This is a genomic window from Aeromicrobium sp. EU05-FHT14F07 (assembly GCF_058790455.1).
Genome location: NZ_JBYTCR010000001.1, coordinates 63,198 through 86,165 on the forward strand (window position 1 = coordinate 63,198; position 22,968 = coordinate 86,165).

30 protein-coding genes and 1 tRNA gene are annotated in these 22,968 nt (G+C 72.3%); 19 read left to right on the top strand and 12 right to left on the bottom strand.

The annotated features are described in order from the left end of the window. The first annotated feature begins 47 nt into the window (after positions 1-47). Genes murI through rdgB form a run of 4 tightly spaced genes read left to right on the top strand, consistent with a single transcriptional unit; the run spans position 48 to position 2,960 of the window. Entirely contained in the window at positions 48-854 is an 807-nt protein-coding gene (murI, locus tag AC3WRM_RS00330; RefSeq protein WP_492246910.1) for a glutamate racemase, read from the top strand. Then, positions 851-1,600, top strand: a complete 750-nt coding sequence (locus tag AC3WRM_RS00335) for an MBL fold metallo-hydrolase (RefSeq protein WP_492246909.1) — start codon at positions 851-853, stop codon at positions 1,598-1,600. The genes murI and AC3WRM_RS00335 overlap by 4 nt, the downstream gene beginning before the upstream one ends. A 23-nt stretch (positions 1,601-1,623) precedes the next feature. Next, positions 1,624-2,346, top strand: a complete 723-nt coding sequence (rph, locus tag AC3WRM_RS00340) for a ribonuclease PH (protein ID WP_492246908.1) — start codon at positions 1,624-1,626, stop codon at positions 2,344-2,346. Further along, positions 2,343-2,960 carry an RdgB/HAM1 family non-canonical purine NTP pyrophosphatase gene (gene rdgB / locus AC3WRM_RS00345; protein ID WP_492246907.1) on the top strand — a complete coding sequence of 206 codons (618 nt, stop codon included), beginning with the start codon at positions 2,343-2,345 and terminating at the stop codon, positions 2,958-2,960. Before rph ends, rdgB begins: the two co-directional genes overlap by 4 nt. A gap of 28 nt (positions 2,961-2,988) precedes the next feature. Here rdgB and AC3WRM_RS00350 read toward each other — a convergent pair whose 3' ends face one another. After that, entirely contained in the window at positions 2,989-3,807 is an 819-nt protein-coding gene (locus AC3WRM_RS00350) for an SGNH/GDSL hydrolase family protein (protein WP_492246906.1), read from the bottom strand. Between the two features lie 84 nt (positions 3,808-3,891). Beyond that, positions 3,892-4,356 carry a tRNA (cytidine(34)-2'-O)-methyltransferase gene (locus tag AC3WRM_RS00355; RefSeq protein WP_492246905.1) on the bottom strand — a complete coding sequence of 155 codons (465 nt, stop codon included), beginning with the start codon at positions 4,354-4,356 and terminating at the stop codon, positions 3,892-3,894. Between the two features lie 26 nt (positions 4,357-4,382). On the opposite strand from AC3WRM_RS00355, the gene AC3WRM_RS00360 reads away from it, so the two are divergent. Then, positions 4,383-4,823: an SRPBCC family protein gene (locus AC3WRM_RS00360; protein ID WP_492246904.1), complete on the top strand. Its 441-nt coding sequence runs from the start codon at positions 4,383-4,385 to the stop codon at positions 4,821-4,823. A 20-nt stretch (positions 4,824-4,843) separates the two neighbouring features. On the opposite strand, the gene AC3WRM_RS00365 is transcribed toward AC3WRM_RS00360, so the two are convergent. The 3 genes from AC3WRM_RS00365 to bcp all read right to left on the bottom strand — a co-directional run bounded on the left by AC3WRM_RS00365 (position 4,844) and on the right by bcp (position 6,554). Beyond that, complete coding sequence (locus AC3WRM_RS00365; RefSeq protein WP_492246903.1) at positions 4,844-5,743, bottom strand: carbohydrate kinase family protein; 900 nt, start codon at positions 5,741-5,743, stop codon at positions 4,844-4,846. Between the two features lie 76 nt (positions 5,744-5,819). Further along, positions 5,820-5,901, bottom strand: a tRNA-Leu gene (locus AC3WRM_RS00370). 176 nt (positions 5,902-6,077) lie between these two features. Further along, on the bottom strand, positions 6,078-6,554 hold the full coding sequence (bcp, locus tag AC3WRM_RS00375) for a thioredoxin-dependent thiol peroxidase (protein ID WP_492246902.1): 477 nt from the start codon (positions 6,552-6,554) through the stop codon (positions 6,078-6,080). Positions 6,555-6,600: 46 nt separating this feature from the next. Here bcp and AC3WRM_RS00380 point away from each other — a divergent pair, with 46 nt between their 5' ends. The 5 genes from AC3WRM_RS00380 to AC3WRM_RS00400 all read left to right on the top strand — a co-directional run bounded on the left by AC3WRM_RS00380 (position 6,601) and on the right by AC3WRM_RS00400 (position 10,085). Beyond that, complete coding sequence (locus AC3WRM_RS00380) at positions 6,601-6,846, top strand: DUF3618 domain-containing protein (RefSeq protein ID WP_492246901.1); 246 nt, start codon at positions 6,601-6,603, stop codon at positions 6,844-6,846. 2 nt (positions 6,847-6,848) lie between these two features. Beyond that, a complete protein-coding gene (locus tag AC3WRM_RS00385) occupies positions 6,849-7,175 on the top strand; it encodes a GroES family chaperonin (RefSeq protein WP_067855740.1) in 327 nt (108 codons plus the stop codon). Positions 7,176-7,227: 52 nt separating this feature from the next. Beyond that, a complete protein-coding gene (locus tag AC3WRM_RS00390) occupies positions 7,228-8,352 on the top strand; it encodes an FUSC family protein (protein ID WP_492246900.1) in 1,125 nt (374 codons plus the stop codon). 322 nt (positions 8,353-8,674) lie between these two features. Then, positions 8,675-8,965, top strand: coding sequence for a hypothetical protein (locus AC3WRM_RS00395; protein ID WP_492246899.1), 291 nt, complete (start codon positions 8,675-8,677; stop codon positions 8,963-8,965). Between the two features lie 196 nt (positions 8,966-9,161). Further along, a complete protein-coding gene (locus AC3WRM_RS00400) occupies positions 9,162-10,085 on the top strand; it encodes an AEC family transporter (protein WP_492246898.1) in 924 nt (307 codons plus the stop codon). Between the two features lie 67 nt (positions 10,086-10,152). Here the strand turns inward: AC3WRM_RS00400 and AC3WRM_RS00405 are convergent, their stop codons facing one another. The 4 genes from AC3WRM_RS00405 to dapD form a co-directional block, all read right to left on the bottom strand. Continuing rightward, the gene (locus tag AC3WRM_RS00405) at positions 10,153-11,034 is read right to left on the bottom strand and encodes an HpcH/HpaI aldolase/citrate lyase family protein (RefSeq protein ID WP_492246897.1); all 882 of its coding nucleotides are present in this window, start codon (positions 11,032-11,034) and stop codon (positions 10,153-10,155) included. Continuing rightward, complete coding sequence (locus tag AC3WRM_RS00410; RefSeq protein WP_492246896.1) at positions 11,031-12,017, bottom strand: HpcH/HpaI aldolase/citrate lyase family protein; 987 nt, start codon at positions 12,015-12,017, stop codon at positions 11,031-11,033. Before AC3WRM_RS00410 ends, AC3WRM_RS00405 begins: the two co-directional genes overlap by 4 nt. A 288-nt stretch (positions 12,018-12,305) precedes the next feature. Then, positions 12,306-13,136, bottom strand: coding sequence for a hypothetical protein (locus AC3WRM_RS00415; protein WP_492246895.1), 831 nt, complete (start codon positions 13,134-13,136; stop codon positions 12,306-12,308). Positions 13,137-13,204: 68 nt separating this feature from the next. Further along, positions 13,205-14,137: a 2,3,4,5-tetrahydropyridine-2,6-dicarboxylate N-succinyltransferase gene (gene dapD, locus AC3WRM_RS00420; protein WP_492246894.1), complete on the bottom strand. Its 933-nt coding sequence runs from the start codon at positions 14,135-14,137 to the stop codon at positions 13,205-13,207. 61 nt (positions 14,138-14,198) lie between these two features. Here dapD and AC3WRM_RS00425 point away from each other — a divergent pair, with 61 nt between their 5' ends. Together AC3WRM_RS00425 and AC3WRM_RS00430 are read left to right on the top strand one after the other, a co-directional pair. Then, positions 14,199-14,888: a VOC family protein gene (locus tag AC3WRM_RS00425; RefSeq protein ID WP_492246893.1), complete on the top strand. Its 690-nt coding sequence runs from the start codon at positions 14,199-14,201 to the stop codon at positions 14,886-14,888. Next, on the top strand, positions 14,885-15,448 hold the full coding sequence (locus AC3WRM_RS00430) for a GNAT family N-acetyltransferase (protein WP_492246892.1): 564 nt from the start codon (positions 14,885-14,887) through the stop codon (positions 15,446-15,448). Before AC3WRM_RS00425 ends, AC3WRM_RS00430 begins: the two co-directional genes overlap by 4 nt. Here AC3WRM_RS00430 and AC3WRM_RS00435 read toward each other — a convergent pair. Continuing rightward, a complete protein-coding gene (locus tag AC3WRM_RS00435; RefSeq protein ID WP_492246891.1) occupies positions 15,445-15,966 on the bottom strand; it encodes a mycothiol transferase in 522 nt (173 codons plus the stop codon). The two genes, AC3WRM_RS00430 and AC3WRM_RS00435, sit on opposite strands and share 4 nt — an antisense overlap. An 864-nt stretch (positions 15,967-16,830) precedes the next feature. On the opposite strand from AC3WRM_RS00435, the gene dapE reads away from it, so the two are divergent. From dapE to AC3WRM_RS00450, 3 genes are read left to right on the top strand one after another with little or no spacing between them, the layout of a single operon-like run. Further along, complete coding sequence (gene dapE, locus AC3WRM_RS00440) at positions 16,831-17,892, top strand: succinyl-diaminopimelate desuccinylase (RefSeq protein WP_492246890.1); 1,062 nt, start codon at positions 16,831-16,833, stop codon at positions 17,890-17,892. Continuing rightward, on the top strand, positions 17,889-18,608 hold the full coding sequence (locus tag AC3WRM_RS00445) for an LOG family protein (RefSeq protein WP_492246889.1): 720 nt from the start codon (positions 17,889-17,891) through the stop codon (positions 18,606-18,608). The genes dapE and AC3WRM_RS00445 overlap by 4 nt, the downstream gene beginning before the upstream one ends. A 4-nt stretch (positions 18,609-18,612) precedes the next feature. Beyond that, entirely contained in the window at positions 18,613-19,431 is an 819-nt protein-coding gene (locus AC3WRM_RS00450; RefSeq protein WP_492246888.1) for a TrmH family RNA methyltransferase, read from the top strand. A 96-nt stretch (positions 19,432-19,527) separates the two neighbouring features. Here AC3WRM_RS00450 and AC3WRM_RS00455 read toward each other — a convergent pair whose 3' ends face one another. Further along, positions 19,528-20,331 carry an ion transporter gene (locus AC3WRM_RS00455; RefSeq protein ID WP_492246887.1) on the bottom strand — a complete coding sequence of 268 codons (804 nt, stop codon included), beginning with the start codon at positions 20,329-20,331 and terminating at the stop codon, positions 19,528-19,530. A 75-nt stretch (positions 20,332-20,406) separates the two neighbouring features. Here AC3WRM_RS00455 and AC3WRM_RS00460 point away from each other — a divergent pair, with 75 nt between their 5' ends. After that, positions 20,407-20,979: a DNA-3-methyladenine glycosylase I gene (locus AC3WRM_RS00460; RefSeq protein ID WP_492246886.1), complete on the top strand. Its 573-nt coding sequence runs from the start codon at positions 20,407-20,409 to the stop codon at positions 20,977-20,979. An 85-nt stretch (positions 20,980-21,064) separates the two neighbouring features. Beyond that, the gene (locus tag AC3WRM_RS00465) at positions 21,065-21,655 is read left to right on the top strand and encodes a hypothetical protein (protein ID WP_492246885.1); all 591 of its coding nucleotides are present in this window, start codon (positions 21,065-21,067) and stop codon (positions 21,653-21,655) included. A 46-nt stretch (positions 21,656-21,701) separates the two neighbouring features. On the opposite strand, the gene AC3WRM_RS00470 is transcribed toward AC3WRM_RS00465, so the two are convergent. Then, positions 21,702-22,319 (bottom strand): enoyl-CoA hydratase-related protein, encoded by a 618-nt coding sequence (locus AC3WRM_RS00470; RefSeq protein WP_492246884.1) that lies wholly within the window; start codon positions 22,317-22,319, stop codon positions 21,702-21,704. A gap of 96 nt (positions 22,320-22,415) precedes the next feature. On the opposite strand from AC3WRM_RS00470, the gene AC3WRM_RS00475 reads away from it, so the two are divergent. Beyond that, complete coding sequence (locus tag AC3WRM_RS00475) at positions 22,416-22,577, top strand: DUF3117 domain-containing protein (RefSeq protein ID WP_019145023.1); 162 nt, start codon at positions 22,416-22,418, stop codon at positions 22,575-22,577. A gap of 17 nt (positions 22,578-22,594) precedes the next feature. Next, the gene (locus tag AC3WRM_RS00480) at positions 22,595-22,924 is read left to right on the top strand and encodes a hypothetical protein (RefSeq protein WP_492246883.1); all 330 of its coding nucleotides are present in this window, start codon (positions 22,595-22,597) and stop codon (positions 22,922-22,924) included. The last annotated feature ends 44 nt before the right edge of the window (positions 22,925-22,968 follow it).

The following is a 22,968-nucleotide window of genomic DNA, read 5'->3' on the forward strand; positions in this document are numbered from 1 at the left end:
GTCCCGGGACTGGCCGTGTCGCCGGACGGTCCGTAGGCTTGCGCCTCGTGGCGGACGCACCGATCGGGATCTTCGACTCAGGCTTCGGCGGCCTGACGGTCGCTCGAGCGGTGATCGACCAGCTGCCGCACGAGGCCGTGCTGTACCTCGGCGACACCGCCCGTCAGCCGTACGGTCCGCAGCCCATCCCGGCGGTCCGCGAGTTCGCCCTCGAGTGCCTCGACCACCTCGTCGCGCACGGCGTGAAGATGCTGGTCATCGCCTGCAACTCCGCCAGCGCGGCCGTGCTGCGCGACGCCCGTGAGCGTTACGACGTGCCCGTCGTGGAGGTGATCGTGCCCGCCACCCGACGAGCCGCACGCGCCACCCGCAACGGCCGGGTCGGCGTCATCTGCACCCGGGCGACGGCCGCGTCCCGCGCGTACGACGACGCCTTCGCCGCGAACCCCGGCATCGAGCTCTTCACGCAGGCGTGCCCCGACTTCGTCGACCTCGTGGAGCGCGGTGTGACGAGCGGGCCCGAGGTCGCCGCCGCCGCGGAGGAGTACCTCGCGCCGCTGCGCGACGCGGGTGTCGACACGCTCGTGCTCGGCTGCACGCACTACCCTCTCCTGACCGGGGCGATCGCCCTGGCGATGGGCGAGGAGGTCACCTTGGTCTCGAGCGCGGAGGAGACGGCGAAGGACGTGTACGCCCGTCTGGTCCAGGACGACCTGCTCCGCGACCCCGCGGCGGGTGCACCCGAGCACCGCTTCCTCACCACCGGACGACCCGACGAGTTCGGCGTGCTCGGCCGACGGTTCCTCGGTCCCGAGGTCGGCTCGGTCGGCCAGTTCGCGCAGGTGGTCGCGTGAGGCTCACCATCGTCGGCTGCGCGGGGTCCTACCCTGGGCCCGACTCCGCGTCCAGCTGCTACCTCGTCGAGCACGACGGCTTCCGGCTCCTGCTCGACCTCGGCAGCGGCGCCCTGGGGCCGCTGCAGCGCCACCTCGACCTGCGCGACGTCGACGCGGTGCTGCTGTCGCACCTGCACGCCGACCACTGCTTCGACCTGTCGGGCTTCTACGTGGTGAGCAAGTACCACCCGCAGGGCACCCTGCCGACCATCCCCGTGTACGCGCCCGAGGGCGCCGGTCCGTTCCTCGCGAGCAGCTACGGACGCACCGAGGGCCTGCAGATGGCCGACCAGTTCGACTTCCGCACGTGGGTGGACGGCGAGACCGTGCAGCTCGGGCCGTTCACGGTCACGCCGCGCCTGATGGACCACCCGGTCGAGGCGTACGGGATGCGGCTCGAGGCCGGGGGCAGGGTGCTCGCGTACTCGGGCGATACCGCGCCCACGGAGGCGCTCGACGACGTCGCGCTCGGTGCCGACCTCTTCCTGTGCGAGGCATCGTTCGTCGAGTCGGGGACGAACCCGCCGAACCTGCACCTGACCGGCGCCGAGGCGGGCGACTACGCCACCCGTGCCGGCGTCGGACGGCTGCTCGTCACCCACGTGCCCGCCTGGACCGACCGCGACGAGGTCGCCGCCGACACGCGCTCGACCTTCGCCGGCGAGTTCGTGCTCGTGGAAGCCGGGCAGGTCTACGACGTCTGACGGACGTCGGTAGGGTCGCGAGCATGACCACCCGCGAGGACGGCCGCGCCGTCGACGAGCTGCGTCCGATCACGATCACCCGTCACTGGCTCGACCACGCCCAGGGCTCCTGCCTGGTCGAGTTCGGCCGGACGAAGGTGCTGTGCGCCGCGTCGGCCACCGAGGGCGTGCCGCGCTGGCGCAAGGGCTCCGGGCTCGGGTGGGTGACGGCCGAGTACGCGATGCTGCCGCAGGCCACGCACGACCGCTCCCAGCGGGAGTCGGTGAAGGGTCGCGTCGGCGGGCGCACGCACGAGATCTCCCGTCTCGTCGGGCGGTCGCTGCGCGCGGCGGTCGACTACACGGCCCTGGGCGAGAACACGATCACCATCGACTGCGACGTGCTGCAGGCCGACGGCGGCACGCGCACGGCGGCCATCACGGGCGCCTACGTGGCCCTCGCCGACGCGGTCGCCCACCTGCGGGAGAAGGGTGCGCTCGCGGGGGAGCCGCTCGTGCAGTCGGTCGCCGCGGTCAGCGTCGGCATCATCGACGGCACCCCGATGCTCGACCTTCCCTACGTCGAGGACGTCCGCGCCGAGACGGACATGAACGTCGTCATGACGGGGGAGGGCTCGTTCATCGAGATCCAGGGCACCGCCGAGGGTGCGCCCTTCGTCCGTTTCGAGCTCGACGCGCTGCTCGCGCTGGCCGAGAAGGGCTGCGCGGATCTCACGCGGCTGCAGCAGGAAGCCCTGCAGGCGTGACCCGCACCGTCGTGCTGGCGTCGAACAACGCCAAGAAGCTGGCTGAGCTGCAGCGCATCCTCGCGCCGCTCGTGCCGGACGTGCAGGTGCTCGGGCTGTCCGACGTCGCCGACTACCCCGAACCGGCCGAGACGGAGCCGACGTTCGAGGGCAACGCGCTGATCAAGGCGCGGGCGTGCCTGGAGGCCACCGGTCTGCCGTCGCTGGCCGACGACTCGGGGCTGTGCGTCGACGCGCTGAACGGGATGCCCGGGGTGCTGTCGGCGCGCTGGTCGGGGGTGCCGCGCAGCGAGGGCGGCGACGAGGCTAACAACCGGTTGCTGCTCAGCCAGCTCTCGGAGGTGCCGCCGGAGCGTCGCACCGCCACGTTCGTCGCCGTGGTCGCGTTCTGCACGCCCGACGGGCAGGAGCACGTCGTCCGTGGGGAGATGCCCGGCCGCATCCTCCCGGCCGAGCAGGGGGAGGGCGGCTTCGGCTACGACCCGCTGTTCGCGGCCGACGGGTACGACGTGTCGACGGCGGAGCTCGCGCCGGCGGAGAAGGACGCCATCAGCCACCGGGGCCGTGCCTTGACGCAGGTCGCTCCGCTGGTGGCCCGGGCCCTGCACGGCTAGGGCCCTGGACGGCTAGAGACCCGGACGGCTAGGGCACGGGGTCCGTCGCCGGTCGGGCCGTCGACTGCCGCTCGACCGGAGCGAGACCGGACGACCCGTGAGCGGGCTCGTCGAGCGCGCCGACCACGACGTCGGCGAGCGCGAGGCTGCCGGACAGCGTGGGGTGGACGCCGTCGATCGTGCGTCCGTGCCGGTCGAGCGCGCCACGCGTGGGCACGTACTCGACACCCTCACGGAGCGCGGCGGCGTGCACGATCGACGTCACGCGACGCTGCTGCCACGGGTCGCTCGGGCCCCACGGCGGGCCCAGGACCAGGATTCGCGTGCTCTCGGGCAGTCGTCGCTTGACGAGCCGGAGGTAGCGGGTGACGGCCTGCTGCACGGCCGCGTCGGTGGAGGGGACCAGGCGCCCCTCCGCGCACGACGCCCAGTCGTTGCGGCCGCCCTCGACGATGAACACCGACGGCGCAGGACCGCGGAACGCGGCCCGACGCTGGATGAAGGTGTCGCCGGTGCAGCCCATGCCCGGCCGCAGGTATCCGGACCCGGACTGCGCGTACGTCCGCACGGGCGTGTCGTAGTGCCGGGCCACGAAGCTCCACCAGCCCTGGTGCCGGCTGCCGGGCTCGTCGTCGTAGCGCGCGGTGATCGAGTCGCCGACGACGACGATGCCGCGGGGGAACGGGTTCCGTGCGGCGACGGGCTCGCTCAGGACCGGCTGCCGGTCGGCGAGCTCGGTCTCGCTGCCGACGGCGCCCTGGTGGCCCAGCGTCACCGCGAGGCTGGCGAGCAGGCCGAGCACGAGGGCGCTGATGAGGACGTGTCGGTGAAGGGTGCGTCGTGCCATCGTCTCGCCGTGTCCTCCCGTCGTGCGCTCCGTCCACCAGCCTACGTCGCCCGTGGCGGGACGGGGCACGGAGTGACGGACGGCTCAGTGGCCGCCGGCGAAGTCGTGCTGGCGCCAGGCCTCGTAGACCACGATCGCGGCGCAGTTCGCGAGGTTCATCGACCGTCGCGCGGGCAGCATCGGCAGCCGCAGCCGGTCGGTGACGCGTGGGTGCTGCTGCACGGCGTCCGGCAGGCCGGACGGCTCGGCGCCGAAGAGCAGGACGTCGCCCGGCTCGTAGGCGACGTCGGTGTAGGCCCGGGTGGCGCCGGTGGTGAAGGCGAAGACCCGGGCGTCGCCGAGTGCGGTCAGCGCGGCCTCGAGGTCGGCGTGCACGTGCAGCGCGGCGAGGTCGTGGTAGTCGAGCCCGGCACGTCGCAGCTTCGGCTCCGAGAGGTCGAAGCCGAGGGGCTCGACGAGGTGCAGCTCCGCCCCGGTGGCGGCGGCGAGCCGGATCGTGTTCCCGGTGTTGCCCGGGATGCGCGGCTCGTGGAACAGGACACGGAACATGACGCCGTCACTCTAGGATGTCGGGCATGCCCGGACCGCACCCCCTCGGCCAGCCCAGGGTCCACGTGACCCACACCTTCCGCTCCGCCCCCGCCGACGTGTTCGCCGCGCTCGGCGAGCACGAGAACCTCGGTCGGCTCTTCGGGGCGAGCATCACGCGCCTGCGCGACGGCGAGACGTCGCGCAACGGCGTCGGGTCGGCGCGGACGCTCAAGATCGGGCCGCTGCCCGCGTTCGTCGAGACCGTGGTCGTCTCCGAGCCCGACGAGCGGATCGAGTACGAGATCACCCAGGGCAGCCCGCTCCGCGGCCACCGCGGCATCCAGGTGCTCACGCCCACGGCGGACGGCGGCACGCACCTCGACTACACCATCCACTTCGACGCGCCGGTGCCCGGCGTGGCCGGCGTGGTCGCGAAGGTGCTGACCCAGAGGATCTCCGCGGGGCTGCCGCGGCTGCTGCCCTGACGGCGTCGGGGCGGACGGGCTCAGAGCTCGTGCTCCCACGGCGGCTGCGCGCCCGCCCGGGCGACCACGAACGCCGAGCACCGTGACGCGAGGTGGGTGACCTCGCGCCACAGCGACAGGTCGGCGGCGTGCAGGCGCGTGCTGCCCACCACCCCGTCGAGGCCGTCGTCCTTCAGCGCTGCGATGAGGCCTGACATGAACGCGTCGCCCGCCCCGACGGTGTCGACGACGTGCTCGGCCATCGCCCGGGAGGCGATCGAGCCGCGGTGCGTGTAGGTGCGCGCGCCCCGCGGGCCCATGGTCATCACGACGGCGGCGGGTCCGGCGGCGAGCCAGCTGCGGGCGGTGTCGGCGGGGTCGCTGTGCGGCTCGAGCCAGGCGAGGTCCTCGTCGCTGACCTTCACGACGTCGCACAGCGGCAGCAGCGACTCGACGCGGTCGAGCGCCTCCGCCCGGCTGGGCAGCAGGCTCGGCCGCACGTTGGGGTCGAACGTCACCGTGCACATCGGCGCGAGCCGACGCAGCGCGTCCTCCACCTCGTCGGCGCCCGGGTCGAGGAACGCGGCGATCGACCCCGTGTGGATGATGTCGGGCACCTCCTCGGCCCAGATGCGACCCGGGTCCCAGACGATGTCGAACTCGTAGGTGGCGCTACCGTCGTCGGCGAGCGTGGCCACGGCCGTGGAGGTGCGCTCCAGCTGCTTGAGCCCCGGCATGAGTCGCACGCCGGACTCCGCGAGGTGCATGCGCACCAGCGCGCCGAGGTCGTCGGTGGCCAGGCTCGTGGCCAGCACCGGCGTCACGCCCAGCCGGCCCAGCCCGACCGCGACGTTGGCGGGGCTGCCGCCCGGGTGCTCGGAGCGGGTGCCGTCGGACCGTTCGACGATGTCGACGAGGGACTCACCGATGACCAGGACCATGCGCACAGTGTGCCGGTCGCTCGGCTCGCCGCACGAGGTACGGCGGCCGCGCGCGTCGCCCAGGTATGTCGCCCAGTGCCGGTGACAGGACTCGAACCTGCACGCCCAGAGGCACAGGAACCTAAATCCTGCGTGTCTACCAGTTCCACCACACCGGCGGGTGCGGCCCGAGTCTAGTGGGCCGTGTGGGCGGCGTGCCCCGCACTCACCACGGGTTCCCCTCGCTCCCCTGCAGGATGCTTCCGCAGGGGAGCGAGGCAAAGCCGTGGTGAGCTGCTGGTTCCCATCAACCGACGGGAGTCAGCAGCGCGTCGGCGTGGCGGGCCGGCGCGGGTCAGGCGGCGTCGAGACCCAGGTCGCGGCGCAGCTTCGCGACGTGGCCGGTGGCCTTCACGTTGTACTGCGCCAGCTCGACCGTGCCGTCCTCGCCGACGACGATGGTCGAGCGGATCACGCCCTCGACGACCTTGCCGTACAGCTTCTTCTCGCCGAACGCGCCCCAGGCCGTCATGACCGCCTTGTCGGCGTCGGAGAGCAGCGTGATGGTCAGGCCGTCGCGCTCGCGGAACTTCTGCAGCTTCTCCGGCTTGTCCGGGCTGATGCCGAGCACCGTGTAGCCCTCGGCCTGCAGCCGGTCGATCGAGTCGGAGAAGTCGCACGCCTGCTTCGTGCAGCCGGGCGTCATGGCCGCGGGGTAGAAGTACACGATCACCTTCTGGCCGCGCAGGTCCGAGAGCGTCACCTCCGCGCCGGTGTCGTCGGGGAGGGTGAAGTCGGGTGCGGTGTCACCGGGCTGCAGTCGCGTCGTCATGGGTCCTATCCTTGCAAGGTCAGTCCGACCCGACGAGAGGCACCTTGTGACGTCACAGAGCGACGAGCTGGTCGACGAGATCGAGCAGATCCGCGAGCGCCTGGCCGACACCGTCGACGCCCTGGTCGACCGGACGAACCCGAAGAACGTCGCCCGACGGACGCTGGCGGACGTCAAGGGCCGCTTCGTCGCCCCCGACGGCAGCCTGCGCTACGAGAACGTCGTGCCGGTCGTCCTCGGCGTGGTCGGCACGGTGGCCGCCGTCGTCGTCCTGCGCAAGGTGCTGGGCTGAGCATGGCCGAGCGCGGCAAGCTCGCGATCCGGATGCTGCACGACCGGCTGCTCGTCTCGCTCGACGACGAGGCGGGCGAGCGGCGCTCCGGTGGCGGCATCCTGATCCCGGCCACGGCCGCCATGGGCAAGCGCCTCTCATGGGCCAAGGTCGAGGCCACGGGCGCCCACGTGCGCGCGGTCGAGGTCGGCGACCGGGTCCTCTTCGACCCGGAGGAGCGTGCCGAGGTCGAGGTGCGCGGCGAGAGCTTCGTGCTGCTGCGCGAGCGCGACCTGCACGCCGTCGCCTCCGAGCGCATCGAGGAGGGCCAAACCGGCCTGTACCTGTGACGGTGCGGACGACGGTGGCGGCCCCGCGCCGCAGCCAGGGAGCGGAGGACCGATGAGCAGTGGCGGACGTGACGTCCCGCTGCGCCGCATCCGCCTGCTGCGCAGCGAGGAGACCTTCGTCGACCGGGTGCGGCTCCTGCGCCGACGCTGGCGGCTCATGCTCCGGCTCGGGGCCGCCTCGTCGCTCGCGTTCCTGGTCGCCACGCAGGTCTTCGGCCACCAGCAGGCGTTCTTCGCGCCCATCGCGGCGGTCGTCGTCATCACCGCCGGCGGCGGCCTGCGGGGACGCACCCTGTTCGAGGTGGTCGTCGGCGTCGCGCTGGGCGTGCTGGTGGGGGAGCTGATCATCCTCACCATCGGTCGCGGTCCGGCCCAGATGGCTCTCGTCGTGCTTCTGACCGTCGCCGCCGCCACGCTCACCGGCATCCGCGGGCTGGCGCTCACGCAGGCGGCCAGCTCGGCCGTCCTGCTCGCCGCCGTCGTGCCCGTGCCGGGTGCGGGGAACCCCGCCCTCACGCGGTTCCTCGACGCCCTCGTCGGCGGCCTGTGCGGCATGCTCATGGTGCTGCTCATCCCGCGCAACCCCGTGCGCGACATCGACGCGGAGGTGCAGCGGCTCCTGCGCCAGCTGGCGTCCGTCCTCCGGGGCACCGGGCGGGCGCTGCGCGAGTCGGACGCGGCGGTGGCCGACGAGGCGCTCACCCGGGCCCGAGGCCTGCAGAGCAGCATCGAGTCGCTCGACGCGACCGCGGCCAACGTCAGCGAGATCGCGCGCATGTCCCCGCTGCGGTGGCGCCAGCGCGACCACCTCGCCCTCTACGTCGGCGCGGTCCGCGACTTCGACAACGCCATCCGCGACGCCCGCGTCCTCGCGCGCCGCGCGAGCGCCATGCTGCGGCACGGCGAGACGGGGCCCGACGCGCTCTGGCTGTCGGTCGAGGAGCTCGCCGAGGCGGTCGACCTCGTCGCCGACGACCTGTCCACGCTCGACGACTTCGCCGGCGCGCGCGAGCGGCTCGTCGCCGCGGTCCGGATCGCCGTCGAGGCGCTGCCGGAGACGATGACCCTGAACACGGCCGCCATCACCGCCCAGGTCCGCTCCATCGCCGCCGACCTGTTGTACGTCTGCGGTGCCACCCGCGACGAGATCGACGAGGCGCTCGACGTCGGTCCCTGAGCAGGTCGTCCGTGCCGATCTCAGCGACGCGCCGACGCAAGGGGTGGCGCCCCGAGGTCGGGGTGCGCTACGTTGCTCTCACCCGACCGCCCGAGGAGGTGAGCCGCATGACCCCGACCACGACCACGATCGTCCTTGATCGCGCGTACGCCGTCGCGTCCTTCGGCACCCACGTCCTCGGAGCAGTCCCTCGTTAGCCGGCACCAGCTGCCCGGCCCCCGAGCCGCTCCGGACCCCGTGTCCTGAGCGGCTCTTCTCATGTCCGCCCACGACGTCCGTCCCTTCGATCCCACCTACCCGACTCACAGAGAGGAGGCGCGCAATGAACCAGCACGACGACATCGACACCTTGCCCGCAGACACCCCGACGACCACCCAGATCGCCACGACCCCGACCCGGGGCGACCGAGACGGACACGACGTCACCACGACATCCCGAGAGGGGGTGAACGCGATGGCCAGGAAGCCCGAACGCTCCCGTGCCCGCCGCAAGCGCGCCTGGGACGAGATGTCCGACACCGACCGTCAGGTCCTGCTGGAGGCCGTCCGACAGCGCCGTGAGATGCAGGCGCTGCAGGACGCGCACCGTCTGCAGATGCTGACCCAGAGGTAGACGCCACGCGCGTCGCGAGGGGCCCCGTCCACCTGGACGGGGCCCCTCGTCGTCCCCGGGACGCGCCACCCCCGCGTTCTGTGGAGATGGCGACGGTTCTCTGCGCAGAGACCGTCACGAAGTCCACAGAACGCGGGGAGGGCGGCGGGGAGGGCGGCGGGGGAGGGCGTGGTGGCGCTCTGCGACGATGAGCACGATGAGCGGCGTCCTGGAGGGGTTCACCACCATCGGCGCCCTGATCGCGCTCGGTGCCCTGCTGGCGCACCTGCGGGTCTTCGACCTCAGCGCCCAGGTCGTGCTGTCGCGGCTCGCCTTCTACGTCGCGAGCCCGGCCCTGATGATCACCGTGCTGCAGGACGCCGACGTCTCCGCGGTGCTGTCGCGCAACCTGGTGGCCACCGGGTGCGCCGTGGTCACCGTGGTCGTGCTGTACGTCGGGGTGGCGCGGCTCGTGCTGCGTCAGGGACTCGCCGACACGGTCGTCGGCGCGCTCTGCTCGGCCTACGTCAACGCCGGGAACCTCGGCCTGCCCATCGCGGCCTACGTGCTCGGCGACGCGGCACTCGTCGCGCCGACCCTGCTCCTGCAGATGCTCGTGCTGCAGCCGCTCGCCCTCGCCGTGCTCGACGTCGCCGTCGCGGAGCAGCGGGTGCCCTGGCACCGGTTCGTCACCCGGCCGCTGCGCACGCCGCTGACCGTCGGGTCGTTGCTGGGGCTCACGCTCTCGCTCACCGACGTGCGGCTGCCTCGGCTCGTGGACGAGCCCCTCGGCCTCGTCGGTGCCATGGCGGTGCCCGCGATGCTCATCGCCTACGGCGTCTCCCTGCGCCTCGGACCCCGGCCGGGCAGCGGTGGCAGCGCGCCGGTGCTCGCGCTGATCGTGACGCTCAAGCTCGTGGTGCAGCCCGTCGTGGCCTACACGGTCGGCCGCTTCGCGCTCGGCATGGAGGGGGCGCCACTGCTCGCGGTCACCGTGCTCGCGGCGCTGCCCGCCGCGCAGAACATCTTCGTCATCGCCGTGCGCTACGACCGCTCCACCGTGCTGGCGCGCGACGCCGTCTTCGCCACCACCGTGCTGTCGGTGCCGGCCGTCGCCGTCGCCGCAGCGGTCGTCGGCTGACCCGACGCACGCAGGGCCCCGTCCGACCGGTCGGGGCCCTGCGTGGTGCGACGTGAGGAGGAGCGGGTCAGCGACCCTGCAGCGCCTCGTGGAAGGCGAGAATGCGACGCGCGTCGCGCACGTGCAGCTCCTCCACCATCTTGCCGTTGAAGGTCACGACACCCTGGCCGGCGGCCTTGGCCTCCTCGAAGGTGTCGATGAGGCCCTGCGCGCGCTCGACGTCGTCGGCCGACGGTGCGAACGCGATGTTCGCCGGCTCCACCTGCGAGGGGTGGATGAGCGTCTTGCCGTCGAAGCCCATCTCCCGACCCTGACGCGCCTCGGCCTCGAAGCCCTCCGGGTCCTTCACCGCGTTGTACACGCCGTCGATGACGACCTTGCCGGCCGCGCGGACCGCCAGCAGCGTCCACGCGAGCGACGTCAGCACCGTCGCGTTGCGACCGGGGACGTGCAGGCCGTACGTCTCGTTGACGATGTCGTTCGTGCCCATGACGACGACCGTCAGCCGCTCGTGGGCGGCCGCGATCTCCTCCGCGTGCAGCAGCGCGCGCGGCGTCTCGATCATCGCCCAGAGCTGCGTGTGCTCCGGAGCGCCGTGCCGCTCCAGCGCCTCGACGAGCGCCACGACCTGCTCCGCCGACTCGACCTTCGGCACGAGGACCGCGTGGGGACCGGCCTGGCTGGCCGCCTCGACGTCGGCATCGTGCCACTGCGTGCCGATCGAGTTCACGCGGATCGCCAGCTCGCGGTGGCCGTACTCGCCGGACCGGACCGCCGCGACCACGTTCTCGCGACCCTGGACCTTGGCGTCCGGGGCCACCGAGTCCTCGAGGTCGAGGATCAGCGCGTCGGCGTCGATGGTCTTCGCCTTCTCCAACGCGCGCTCGTTCGCGCCCGGCATGTACAGCACCGAGCGGCGGGGACGGATGGGGGCGGGAGTGGTGCTCACAGGTCGTACAGCTCCTTCAGCTCGGGGTCGCGCTCGGCCAGCTCACGGGCCAGGTCGAGCATCACCAGGCACTGCTTGCAGGACGCGTCGTCCTCCATCTTGCCGTTGATCATCACCGCGCCGGAGCCGTCGCCCATCGCCTCGACGACCTCCTTCGCGTGCGCCACGTCCTCGGCGCTCGGCGAGAAGACCTTCTTCGCGATGTCGATCTGCACCGGGTGCAGGCTCCACGCGCCGACGCAGCCCAGCAGGAACGCGTTGCGGAACTGGTCCTCGCACGCCACGACGTCCTTGATGTCGCCGAACGGGCCGTAGAACGGGAGGATGTCGTTCGCGGCGCAGGCGTCGACCATGCGCGCGATCGTGTAGTGCCACAGGTCCTGCTGGTAGGTCGTGCGACCCTCGGTGAGGTCCTCGCCCGTCGGGTCCTGACGCACCAGGTAGCCCGGGTGGCCGCCACCGACGCGCGTCGTCTTCATGCGGCGGCTCGCCGCGAGGTCGGCCGGGCCGAGACTGATGCCCTGCATGCGCGGGCTCGCGGCCGCGATCTCCTCGACGTTCGTCATCCCCAGCGCGGTCTCGAGGATCGCGTGCACCAGCAGCGGCTTCCGCACGTTCCCCTTCGCCTCCAGCTGCGCCAGCAGCCGGTCGACGTAGTGGATGTCCTGGGCACCCTCCACCTTCGGCACCATGATCACGTCGAGCTTGTCGCCGATCTCGGTCACCAACGTCGTCAGGTCGTCCAGCACCCACGGCGAGTCGAGGCTGTTCACGCGCACCCACAGCTGCGTGTCGCCGAAGTCGGTCGCCTTCGCGATGTCGACGAGACCCTGGCGAGCGGCCTCCTTCTTCTCGGTCTTGATCGCGTCCTCGAGGTTGCCGAGGATGATGTCGACCTTCTTCGCGATGTCCGGCACCTTGGCCGCCATCTTCTCGTTGCTCGGGTCGAAGAAGTGGATCATCCGGGACGGACGGAACGGCACCTCGGACAGCGGAGCGGGAGCTCCGACCGCGAGGGGACGGAGGAATGCACGGGGGTTGCGCACGTGGCTTCTCTTCCTGCAGACGGCGGGACTGCCCGTCAGTATGGCCGGGCTTCGTGACTCGTGAGTAGGGCGGGTGTCACTGTTTCCTCTGCCGCCCACAGCCCGGCACCCCCGCCGGGTCCTTCGCCGCCCACGGCCGGGCACCCCCGCCGGGTGTCGAGCCGCCCACGGCCCGGCACCCCGCCGCGTCCATGGCCGCCCACGGCCCAGCACCCCCGCCGGGGGTCAGCGCAGGGAGGCGACGACGCGGTCGGGGCGGGCGCCGGCGTCGCGCACCCAGCCGTCGGGGGAGTCCTCGGCGCTCCAGCGGCGACCGTCGAAGGAGACGGCGGCGACCTTCAGGTGCTCCGCGTTGGCCACCAGGTAGTGCGCCAGCGCCCAGCCCCGTGCCCTCACGTCCGCGCGGGTACCCGCGAACCGGAACGTCAGCTCGTCCTGTGCCTCGTCGCTCGTGTGGTCGATCTCGCCGAAGGCCGCGTCGACGTCGGCCGCGACGGTGCGGACGTTGCCCCCGCCCACCGGGTTCAGCTGGCACGTGAACGCCGCCGGGCTGTAGCCGCGCAGCGCCGACGACAGCGCACGTGCGTAGTCCTCGTGCTGTGCGTAGGCACCGGGGAACGCCGAGCGCTGCACCTCCTGGGCGGCGACGGTGATCTGCTTGCGCGTGTACCCGTCGACCTTCTCCAGCCCGTCGTAGAACCTCCCGATCGCGTACGCCGGGTACATGATCTGGTCGACCGTGCCCCAGCCCTGCGACGGGCGCTGCTGGAAGAGCCCCACCGAGTCGCGGTCCCCGTAGTCGATGTTGCGGATCTTCGACTCCTGGAACGCCGTCGCGATCGCGATCGTCGTCGCGCGCGGCGGCAGGCCGCGGTTCTGGGCCAGCGCCGCCATCAGCGACGACCAGCGCGCCTGCTCGACGTCGACCTGCGCCACCGTGTCGCCCACGCGCGCGACGCAGTACTCGCTGCGGCGGGGCTGGCGGTCCGTGAACACCGTGACGACCAGCCCACCGGCCACCAGCACGGTGACGAGGAGGACCCAGCGCAGCTTCACGGCGCCACCCTAGGCAGACGGACCCACCGTCGGCCGACGACGCGACGACCGGCCTCGTGCGACGTCGCTCAGTTGGCGTGCAGGTCGGAGTTCAGCTCGATGCCGCGACGCTCGCCACGCGGTCGAGCCTCGACCTGGCCCGTCTCGCTGTTGGTGAGGAACAGCAGGTTGTCCTGCCCGCTGAGCTCGGCCGCCTTGACGAACGAGCCGTCCGGGGTGCGCACCTTCGTGCCGGCCGTGACGTAGCAGCCCGCCGCGACGACGCAGTCGTCGCCGAGGGAGATGCCGATGCCGGAGTTGGCGCCGAGCAGGCTCCCGCTGCCGATCGAGATCACCTGCGTGCCGCCACCGGAGAGCGTGCCCATGATGCTGGCGCCACCGCCGATGTCGGTGCCCTCGCCGACGACGACGCCCGCGGAGATCCGGCCCTCGACCATGGCATGGCCGAGGGTGCCCGCGTTGAAGTTCACGAAACCCTCGTGCATCACCGTGGTGCCCTCGGCAAGGTGCGCACCGAGCCGCACCCGGTCGGCGTCGCCGATGCGCACGCCGGAGGGGATCACGTAGTCGGTCATGCGGGGGAACTTGTCGATGCTCGTGACGTTGACCGTCAGTCCGGCGGCGCGGGCGCGGGCCCGGGTGTGCTCGAAGCCGGCGACGGCGCAGGGGCCGATCGTGGTCCACACGACGTTCGTCAGCAGACCGAACTGCCCGTCGAGGTTGAGGCCGTGCGGCTTCACCAGACGGTGCGACAGGAGGTGCAGGCGCAGCCACACGTCGTAGGCGTCGGCCGGGGCGACGGCGAGGTCGTCGACGACGACGTGCACGACCGCCTTGCGCACCCGGCGGACCGGGTCGTCGCCCGTCAGGGCCGTGAGCTCCTCGGGCTCCGGGTCGTGCGCCGGGACGCCGAGGCGGGGCTCGGGGAACCAGACGTCGAGGACGTCGCCGTCCTCGGTGAGGGTGGCCAGACCGTACCCGTGCGCGCTGTTCTCGCTCATGGGAGCCAATCTATCGAGCCGTGGCTCGCCGCTGTCGGTGAGCGGGTCTAGCGTGAGACTCATGCCTCTCGTCAGCTGGAAGGACCTGTGCATCGACGTCCTCGACCCGGCCACGTCGGGGCCTTTCTGGGCCTCCGTCCTGGGCCTGCGGGTGGTGCCCGACGGCGCCGGCACCGACGACGTGCACCTGGAGGGCGACACCCCGGGCCACACGGTGTGGCTGTGCCGGGTGCCCGAGCCGAAGACCGTCAAGGACCGCGTGCACCTCGACGTGCACGCCGCCGAGGAGGTCCCGCCGGGGACGACGAGGATCAGTCCCGAGGGTGCGTTCCGCTGGACCGTGGTGGCCGGTCCGGAGGGCGACGAGCTCTGCACGTTCGTGCGCGAGGAGGTGCCCGAGTACCGGCTCTACGAGGTCGCCGTCGACGGCGCCGACCACCGAGCCGCGGCCGCGTGGTGGCAGGTGTTGTGGGGAGGTCGGGTCGGCACCGACGCCGAGGGTGGCTTCAGCTGGGTCGAGGACGTGCCCGGCCTCCCCTGCGAGGCGGTGGTGTTCTGCTCCGTGCCCGAGCCCAAGACGGTCAAGAACCGCATCCACTGGGACGTCACGCTCGAGGAGGGTGTCGAGGTCGACCACCTCGTCGAGCTCGGTGCCACGGTGCTGCGTCGCCCCGACGACGAGATCGTCTGGACGGTCATGGCCGACCCGGACGGCAACGAGTTCTGCGTGTTCGAGCGAGCCGACGCGTGAGCGTCCTGCGGGTGCTCGACCCGGCCGACGCGGAGGTGCTGAGCCGGCTCTGGACCGACCATCGTGCGCACCTCGACCCGTGGAGCCCGGCCCGCCCCGACCGCTTCTACACGCTGGAGGGGCAGCTCGAGGTGGTCGAGGCGCGGCTGCTGGCGATGGCCGAGGGGCGGGGCGCCTACTTCGTGGTGGTCGAGGAGGACGGCGAGGTCGTCGGCGAGCTCAACCTCAACGATGTCGTGCGCGGTGCCTTCGAGAACGCCCACCTGGGCTACTGGCTCGCCGGCGACGTGCAGGGTCGCGGGCTCATGACCCGCGCCGTCGAGGAGGCGGCCGTGCACGCCTTCGAGGTGCTCGGCCTGCACCGCCTGCAGGCGGGCACCCTGGTGCACAACCACCGGTCGCAGGCGGTGCTCGAGCGGTGCGGCTTCGAGCGGTTCGGCGTCGCCCCGCAGTACCTGCGCATCCAGGGGCGCTGGCAGGACCACGTGCTGTTCCAGCGCCTTGCCCCCGGGGCCGGAGGACCGTCCCCGCGAGGAGGTCGGGCGGAGGTCGACGGCTAGCTAGAGCGTCGGCGCCCCGCGACCCCGGCGACGAACGCCGCCTGGCCGAGGTGCTGCAGCGTGTCGCCGAGGACGCTGACGAGTCGGACCCCGGCCGTGACCGGCGGGTCCCAGCCCTCGTCGACGACGCGGGCCAGCTCGGCACCGTCGACGCGGTCGAGGTAGGCGAGGGTCAGCGCGTGCACGTCGGCGTGGTAGCGCGCCACCAGGTCGGGGTCGCTGCGCACGGCCGCGACCTCGTCGCTGTCGTGGCCGTAGCCGATGTCGCCGGCCTCGAACGGGAGGGCGAACTCGTCGCGCCACCGGTCCCACGCCTGGGCGGTGCCGGCCAGCCCGGCCACGTGGTCGTCCTGCACACGGGACAGGTGCCAGAGCAGCCAGATCGGGGTGTTGGCGTCGGGGTCGACGCGGTAGGTCGCGGTGCGCTCGTCGAGGTCCGCGCACTGCTGCTCGACGAGCTCGCGGACGCGCCCGAACGCGTCGCGCAGGACGTCGGCGGTGGTGACGTCCTCGCTCATCGGATCATCCCTCCCGCGCGTCGCACCCCGACGACGAGGTCGCGCGTGTCCGTGATCTCCATGCGACCGACGCTACGCGTGGTGGTGGGCGGCGCAAGGTGGCCACGAGTCCGTCGGGCCGGGGGCGCGGCTTCTCGTCGTCGTGGACGCTGCGGTGGTGCGGCTTCTCGTGGAGGAAGTGCTGCGCTGCTGCGGGTTCTCGTGGGTATGGTCTCCGAAAGGGCCTCGACCGGGCGGTTGGGCGGGGGTCGGTTTCGGGTCTCGGGCCGTGGCTCGTGCTGTGGGACGCAAGATGCTGCGTTCGTGTGCGGAATCGCGAAGGATGCTGCGTTTGCTACGGGATCCCGTCGTGAACGCAGAAGCGTTCGACCTGACTCGCGCGAAGGCAGAATCTTGGGTGCCCTTTGGGGTGGGGGGACGAAGGATTCTTCTTTCTCGTGGACCGTTCCACGAGAAGGAAGCATCGTTCACACGTCTGGCCCCCTCGTCGGTGGATGCGCCACCTGTAGAGCGCTCAGAAGGTGGCAGATGCACCGCCGGACCGCGCAAACGCAGAATCTTGGGCCAATCGCGCACGAAGGGAGAATCTTGCGTCCACCGCGGGAGCCGCAGCCCGAGAACCCAGCCCGGCATCGTTGCCAGCCGTCCGGTCGAGGCCCTTTCGGAGACCACCTCCTCGAGAAGCCGCGCCAGCGCAGCCCCACCCGAGCGGGAAGCCGAGCCCACGCAGCCCCACCCGACCACGGAGCCGCGCCAGCGCAGCCCCACCCGAGGCAGAACCCGCACCGACGCAGCCCCACCCGACCGAGAGGCCGCACCCACGCAGCCGCAGGAGAGAGGTGGTCGAGCCCTAGAGTGGGCGCCATGGCCGTGCTTGACCCGACCCGCGACATCGTCCAGCTCACCGCCGACCTCTGTGACATCGCGTCGGAGAGTCTCGAGGAGGCCGAGATCGCCGACGCCGTGGAGGCGGTGCTGCTGGCCGCACCGCACCTGACGGTCTTGCGTGACGGGCACACGCTCGTCGCCCGCACCGACCTCGGCCACGCGGAGCGGGTGGTGATCGCCGGTCACCTCGACACCGTGCCCGCGAATGACAACTTCCCGACGCGCCTCGACGGCGACACGCTCTGGGGCCTCGGCACGTGCGACATGAAGGGCGGGGTGGCGGTCGCGCTGAAGCTGGCGGCCACGCTCCCCGACCCGGTCCGCGACGTCACGTATGTCTTCTACGAGGCCGAGGAGATCGCCGCGCGGTTCAACGGGCTCGGTCGGCTCGCCCGTGAGCGGCCTGCGCTCCTCGCCGGCGACTTCGCCATCCTCATGGAGCCGTCCGTCGCCTCCGTCGAGGCCGGCTGCCAGGGCACCATGCGGGTCGACGTGGTCACCCGCGGTGAACGCGCCCACGCCGCCCGGTCCTGGATGGGACACAACGCCATCCACGACGCCGCGGAGGTGCTCGTGCGTCTGCGCGACTACGAGCCGCGCCGCGTCGTCATCGACGGCCTCGAGTACCGCGACGGGCTCAACGCCGTCGGCATCAGCGGGGGAGTGGCCGGCAACGTCGTCCCGGACCTCGCGACGGTCACGGTCAACTACCGGTTCGCGCCCGACCGCTCCGAGGACGACGCGCTCGCACACTTGCGCGAGGTGTTCGACGGCTTCGAGCTGACCGTCACCGACTCCGCCCCCGGGGCGCTGCCCGGCCTCGACCAGCCGGCCGCCGCCGCGTTCGTCGAGACGCTGGGTGCCGAGCCGCGACCGAAGTTCGGCTGGACCGACGTCGCGCAGTTCACCCAGCTCGGGATCCCCGCGGTCAACTACGGACCGGGCGACCCGATCTACGCCCACAAGCAGGACGAACACGTCCCCGTCGCGCACCTGCGCACCGTCGAGGACGCCCTCAGGAGATGGCTGACCGCATGAGCTACCAGAAGGGCCCGGTGCACCTGCGCCGCGGCCACGTCCCGAGCAGCACCACCGACCAGCGTCTGCTGGACTCGCGCGGCCCGACCGACTGGGTCCACACCGACCCCTGGCGCGTGCTGCGCATCCAGTCCGAGTTCGTCGAGGGCTTCGGTGCGCTGTCCGAGCTCGGGCCGGCCGTCGCCGTGTTCGGGTCCGCGCGCACGACCCCCGACGACCCGATGTACGCGAAGGCGCAGGAGGTAGCGGAGAAGCTCTGCGGCCTCGGGTACGCCGTCATCACCGGAGGCGGCCCCGGCGCCATGGAGGCGGCCAACCGTGGCGCCAGCGAGTGCGGGGGCGTGTCGGTGGGGCTCGGCATCGAGCTGCCCCACGAGCAGGGTCTGAACGAGTGGGTCGACCTCGGCATCAACTTCCGCTACTTCTTCGTGCGCAAGACGATGTTCGTCAAGTACTCGCAGGGCTACGTCGTCATGCCCGGCGGCTTCGGCACCCTCGACGAGCTGTTCGAGGCGCTCACGCTCTCCCAGACCGGCAAGGTCACCACGTTCCCGATCGTGCTCTTCGGCACGGCGTACTGGCAGGGCCTGGTCGACTGGCTGCGCCAGACGATGCTGCCCGACGGGAAGATCAAGGAGTCCGACCTCGACCTCCTGCTGCTCACCGACGACGTCGACGAGGCCGTCGCGCACTTCGACGCCGTCGCGTCCAGCTGACGTCGTGCGGGTCACGTCGCGCAACGCGGCCTTCCAGCAGTGGGAGGCGATGCTGACCAACCGGCGCAAGCGCACCCAGCTGCGCCAGCTGCTCGTCCAGGGCGTCCGGCCGGTGTCCGTCGCGCTGGACTCGCCGCTCGAGGTCGTGGCGGTGCTGCACGACGACCGTCGCGACCCGTCGCAGTGGGCGCGTGACGCCGTGGCGCGTGCGGTCGCGCGCGGAGCGCAGCAGTACACGCTCTCGGCCGAGCTCCTCGCCGAGCTGGCCGAGCAGGAGCAGGACCGTCCCGAGGTGGTGCTGGTGGTGGCCCAGCCGGCCGACGACCTCGCGCGTCTGCCCGTCGGTCCCGACCTGCTCGCCGTGGTGCTCGACCGTCCGACCAGCCCCGGCAACGTCGGCAGCATCGCGCGGTCCGTCGACGCGTTCGGCGGTAGCGGGCTCGTCGTGTGCGGCCACGCCTGCGACCCGTACGAGCCCCGAGCCGTGCGGGCGTCGACGGGCTCGGCGCTGACCGTGCCGACCGTGCGCCTCGGGTCGCCCTACGAGGTGCTCGCGTGGGTCGAGGAGCTGCGGTCGCGGCTCGGCTGGGTCCAGGTCGTGGGCACCGACGAGGAGGGTCCGGTGGAGCTGGCCGACGCCGACCTCACGGCGCCCACCGTCGTCGTCACGGGCAACGAGACTCGTGGGCTGTCCGCCGCATGGCGCGAGATCTGCGACGTCATGGTGCACATCCCGATCACCGGCACGGCGTCGTCGCTGAACGCGGCCAACGCGACGTCGGTCGTGCTCTACGAGGCCTCGCGCCAGCGTCGACGCGCCTGACCCGGTTCTCCCAGCGGAGCACGGAGAGCTTTCCGGGCGTCGCTGTGGAAACCGTGCCCGGCGGGAGATTCCCAGGTCGACCTGGGAATCTGTGCCTCAGGGGCGCTGGCGGGCGAGGTCGGCGCGCAGGGCCGCGACCTCGGCGCGGAGCTCGGCGACGGCGTCGACCACGATCCGCTCGCTCTCCTCCACCTCGTCCACGATCTCGCGTCTGTCGTCCTCCTTCTGCATCTCCAGCGCCTCGACGGCGACGGCGATGAACAGGTTCAGGACGATGTAGGTCGAGACGAGGATGTAGCCGATGAAGAACACCCACGCGGCGGGATAGGCGTCCGTCGCGGGACGGACGATGTTGGCCCAGTCGTCACCGGTCATCACCTGGAACAGGCTCAGCAGCGACGTCGGCAGGTCGCCGAAGTGCTCGGGGTCGACGCGGCCGAACATCTGCGTCGACATGACGCCCGCGACGTACACGAGCATGACCAGGAGCGCCCCGATCGAGACCATGCCCGGGATGGTCGCGGCGAGCGCCGACACCACGCGGCGCATCGAGCGGACCGCCGACAGCAGCCGGAGCACCCGCAGGACCCTGAGCACCCGCAGCACCCCGAACGCCCCCGACGCCGGGATGAGCGCCACCAGCACCACGAACAGGTCGAACAGGCTCCACCCGTCGCGGAAGAAGGCGCCACGGTGCGCGTAGACCCGCAGCGCGATCTCGACGACGAAGACCACGACCGTCGCCCAGCCGAGCGGCACGAGCCACTCCTCGCGGCGCAGCAGCTGCGGCGACGTCTCGAGTCCCAGCACGACGGCGTTCACCACGATCACCGCGATGATGAACCACTGGAAGCGCGAGGACTCGACGAGCGCGAGCACGCGGGCACGGGTCGGGTTCACACAGGCTCCGGAGAAGGCGACGGCAGGTCAGCCGCATCGTAGCGAGGAGCTCCTCGTCCCTGGCAGGATCGGCGCATGACGGTGACCGGCCCCGACGGCCTCGAGCGCTGCCCGTGGGGCGACGACCCGGCGCTGCGCCGCTACCACGACGAGGAGTGGGGTCGTGAGCTCCGCGGCGACCGGGCGATGTTCGAGCGGCTCAGCCTGGAGGCGTTCCAGTCGGGGCTGTCGTGGTCGCTCATCCTGCGCAAGCGCGAGGCGTTCCGCGAGGCCTTCGTGGGCTTCGTGCCCGCGCTCGTGTCGCGGTTCGGCGACGCCGACGTCGAACGACTCCTCGCCGACGCGGGCATCGTGCGCAACCGCGCGAAGATCGAGGCGACCATCAGCAACGCGCGGGCCGTCCTCGACCTCGACGAGAGCCTCAGCGACCTCGTCTGTTCGTTCGCGCCCGACACGTCGCCCGCGCCGCGGACGGTCGCGGACGTGCCCGCGACGTCGGCCGAGTCCACCGCGCTCGCGAAGGAGCTCAAGCGGCGTGGCCTCAAGTTCGTCGGCCCGACCACCGCCTACGCGCTGATGCAGGCCACCGGGATGGTCGACGACCATCTCGTCGGATGCCTCGCCCGCCGCACCCCGCCGCTCTCCTAGCCGCCGCGACCGTCACGCACCACCAGCCCCACCAGGCACGGTGCGCCTCCCACGACGACCACGCGCTCCGACCTACCCTGGCGCCATGACCACCTCCCGTCCCGCCGATCGACGCAGCCACCGCTCCGTGCGCACCCTGGCCGCCGTCGTGCTCATCGTGTCCGCCCTCGTCGCCGGCGCCGCGGCGATCGTGGTCTCGACCGTCGTCGCCCTCGCGGCCGCGGTCGTCTATGCCGTGACGGCCTGCTCCGTCGCAGCCCGTCTGCTCGCCAACGAGACCGCCCAGGTGCGCCGCGACTGGGCGCGCGACCGCGCCGCCGCCGCCCACGACCGCAGCCGCGAGGCCACGCGGCGTGGACGCGAGCAGATCGCGTTCGCCGAGACGATGTCCGGCAAGGTCGAGCGCCGCGACGAGCGCATCGCCGAGCTCGCCGCCCGCCTCGAGACCGCCGAGACCGCCCTGGCCCAGGCCGAGGCGGCGCACGCCGCGGCCGAGGAGCGGACCGTGCTGCTCGACGGCGACCTCGCGCAGACCCGGACCGCCCTCCAGAGCACCCGCGCCGAGGTGCGCCGGCTCCGCGACGAGCTGGCGGCCAGCCAGAGCGCCGAGCTCGAGGCGCGCACCGAGCTCCTCGCCTGGCAGGAGCAGGCGGAGGAGCGTCGCCGGCTCGCCTGAGCCCGCCGCCCGTCCCCTCCACGTCCGAGCCGCGGGCCGACCGACGTCAGTCGTGCAGGTCCACCACGGCCCGCAGGCGCGCCTCGTCGGCGAGCGCTGACGCGACGTCGCCCGTGCGCTCCCACGTCGCGAGCGCGCGCACCACGGCCGCACCCAGGCCGGCCCTCGCCGTCACCCGTCCCGCGAGCTCGCGGGCTGCCGCCGCGGGGTCGTCGTGCACGGCGTCGAGCAGCCCGAGCCGGAGCGCCTCCTCGGCGTCCACATCGGCAGGGTCGAGCAGCAGCCGTCGGGCGACCGCGCCGCCGACGAGACGCGGCAGGCTCGCGCTCGTGCCGCCGACCAGGGGCTTGACCCGCAGCACGACCTCGCGCGAGCCGACCCGCAGGTCCGCCGCCAGCGCCACCGCCGCCGCGCGGCCCTCGACGCGGCCGTGCAGGACCGCCACCACCGGGACGGACGCGTCGGCGACCGCGACCACCGTCTCGTCGGACCACGACGGCGACCCACCGTCGACGACGAGCAGGAGCGCCCGGAGGCCGGGCGTGGTGAGCGCCGCGCGGACCCGGTCGTGCGCAGACGCGGAGCGTTGGTCGCTCGAGGACAGGTCCAGCACGACCACACCGTCGGTGGCCGGGGGAGCGGCGTCGGGAGCGGGAGGGGTCACGAGGTCCTTCGTGCCGGTTGGAACTGAGAAGGGGGCATGGGAGATACTAGGCGTCTGAGGAGACCGGACGGCGGTCACCGAATGGAAGGGGAACCCATGGCGGCCATGAAGCCTCGCACCGGTGACGGACCGATGGAGGTCACCAAGGAGGGGCGCTGCATCGTCATGCGCGTCCCGCTCGAGGGCGGAGGACGTCTGGTGGTCGAGCTCAACAACGAGGAGGCGGCCACCCTCGGCGACGCCCTCAAGGCTGTCTGAGCTTGTACGGTCTCACGATGCGCTGGTCCCTGGCCGGCGCTCCGGTGGGCACCCTCGACCGACTCCGCGAGTACGTCGAGGACGTCAGCTTCGCGAAGTTCGCCGGCCTCGAAGGACTGCGCTTCAAGTCCTGGCGGGCGCGTGAGGACGAGTGGTTCGAGGGGACGTACGTGTTCGTCGACGCGAGCTCGCGTGCGGCGTTCCAGCAGGCGATGGAGGACGGACGCGCCGACCTCCCCGGCACCACGATCATCGGGCGCGAGCCCGAGCTGATCGAGGCGTGCGAGATCGTCGCGGTCGTCCGGGGACCGGCGGGCTTCCGGTCGTCGGCCTCGTTCGAGCGCTGAGCGGCTCGTCGAGCGCGGGCGCCCCGTCCGCAGGCGCTGGGCGA

What these genes read in the sequence shown, in the direction of transcription:
- rph (WP_492246908.1), top strand. Translation starts at nt 1,624, where the DNA reads ATGACCACCCGCGAGGACGGCCGCGCCGTCGACGAGCTGCGTCCGATC.
- AC3WRM_RS00350 (WP_492246906.1), bottom strand. Translation starts at nt 3,807, where the DNA reads ATGGCACGACGCACCCTTCACCGACACGTCCTCATCAGCGCCCTCGTG.
- AC3WRM_RS00355 (WP_492246905.1), bottom strand. Translation starts at nt 4,356, where the DNA reads ATGTTCCGTGTCCTGTTCCACGAGCCGCGCATCCCGGGCAACACCGGG.
- AC3WRM_RS00360 (WP_492246904.1), top strand. Translation starts at nt 4,383, where the DNA reads ATGCCCGGACCGCACCCCCTCGGCCAGCCCAGGGTCCACGTGACCCAC.
- AC3WRM_RS00365 (WP_492246903.1), bottom strand. Translation starts at nt 5,743, where the DNA reads ATGGTCCTGGTCATCGGTGAGTCCCTCGTCGACATCGTCGAACGGTCC.
- bcp (WP_492246902.1), bottom strand. Translation starts at nt 6,554, where the DNA reads ATGACGACGCGACTGCAGCCCGGTGACACCGCACCCGACTTCACCCTC.
- AC3WRM_RS00385 (WP_067855740.1), top strand. Translation starts at nt 6,849, where the DNA reads ATGGCCGAGCGCGGCAAGCTCGCGATCCGGATGCTGCACGACCGGCTG.
- AC3WRM_RS00390 (WP_492246900.1), top strand. Translation starts at nt 7,228, where the DNA reads ATGAGCAGTGGCGGACGTGACGTCCCGCTGCGCCGCATCCGCCTGCTG.
- AC3WRM_RS00395 (WP_492246899.1), top strand. Translation starts at nt 8,675, where the DNA reads ATGAACCAGCACGACGACATCGACACCTTGCCCGCAGACACCCCGACG.
- AC3WRM_RS00400 (WP_492246898.1), top strand. Translation starts at nt 9,162, where the DNA reads ATGAGCGGCGTCCTGGAGGGGTTCACCACCATCGGCGCCCTGATCGCG.
- dapD (WP_492246894.1), bottom strand. Translation starts at nt 14,137, where the DNA reads ATGAGCGAGAACAGCGCGCACGGGTACGGTCTGGCCACCCTCACCGAG.
- AC3WRM_RS00425 (WP_492246893.1), top strand. Translation starts at nt 14,199, where the DNA reads ATGCCTCTCGTCAGCTGGAAGGACCTGTGCATCGACGTCCTCGACCCG.
- AC3WRM_RS00435 (WP_492246891.1), bottom strand. Translation starts at nt 15,966, where the DNA reads ATGAGCGAGGACGTCACCACCGCCGACGTCCTGCGCGACGCGTTCGGG.
- dapE (WP_492246890.1), top strand. Translation starts at nt 16,831, where the DNA reads ATGGCCGTGCTTGACCCGACCCGCGACATCGTCCAGCTCACCGCCGAC.
- AC3WRM_RS00445 (WP_492246889.1), top strand. Translation starts at nt 17,889, where the DNA reads ATGAGCTACCAGAAGGGCCCGGTGCACCTGCGCCGCGGCCACGTCCCG.
- AC3WRM_RS00460 (WP_492246886.1), top strand. Translation starts at nt 20,407, where the DNA reads ATGACGGTGACCGGCCCCGACGGCCTCGAGCGCTGCCCGTGGGGCGAC.
- AC3WRM_RS00465 (WP_492246885.1), top strand. Translation starts at nt 21,065, where the DNA reads ATGACCACCTCCCGTCCCGCCGATCGACGCAGCCACCGCTCCGTGCGC.
- AC3WRM_RS00475 (WP_019145023.1), top strand. Translation starts at nt 22,416, where the DNA reads ATGGCGGCCATGAAGCCTCGCACCGGTGACGGACCGATGGAGGTCACC.
- AC3WRM_RS00480 (WP_492246883.1), top strand. Translation starts at nt 22,595, where the DNA reads ATGCGCTGGTCCCTGGCCGGCGCTCCGGTGGGCACCCTCGACCGACTC.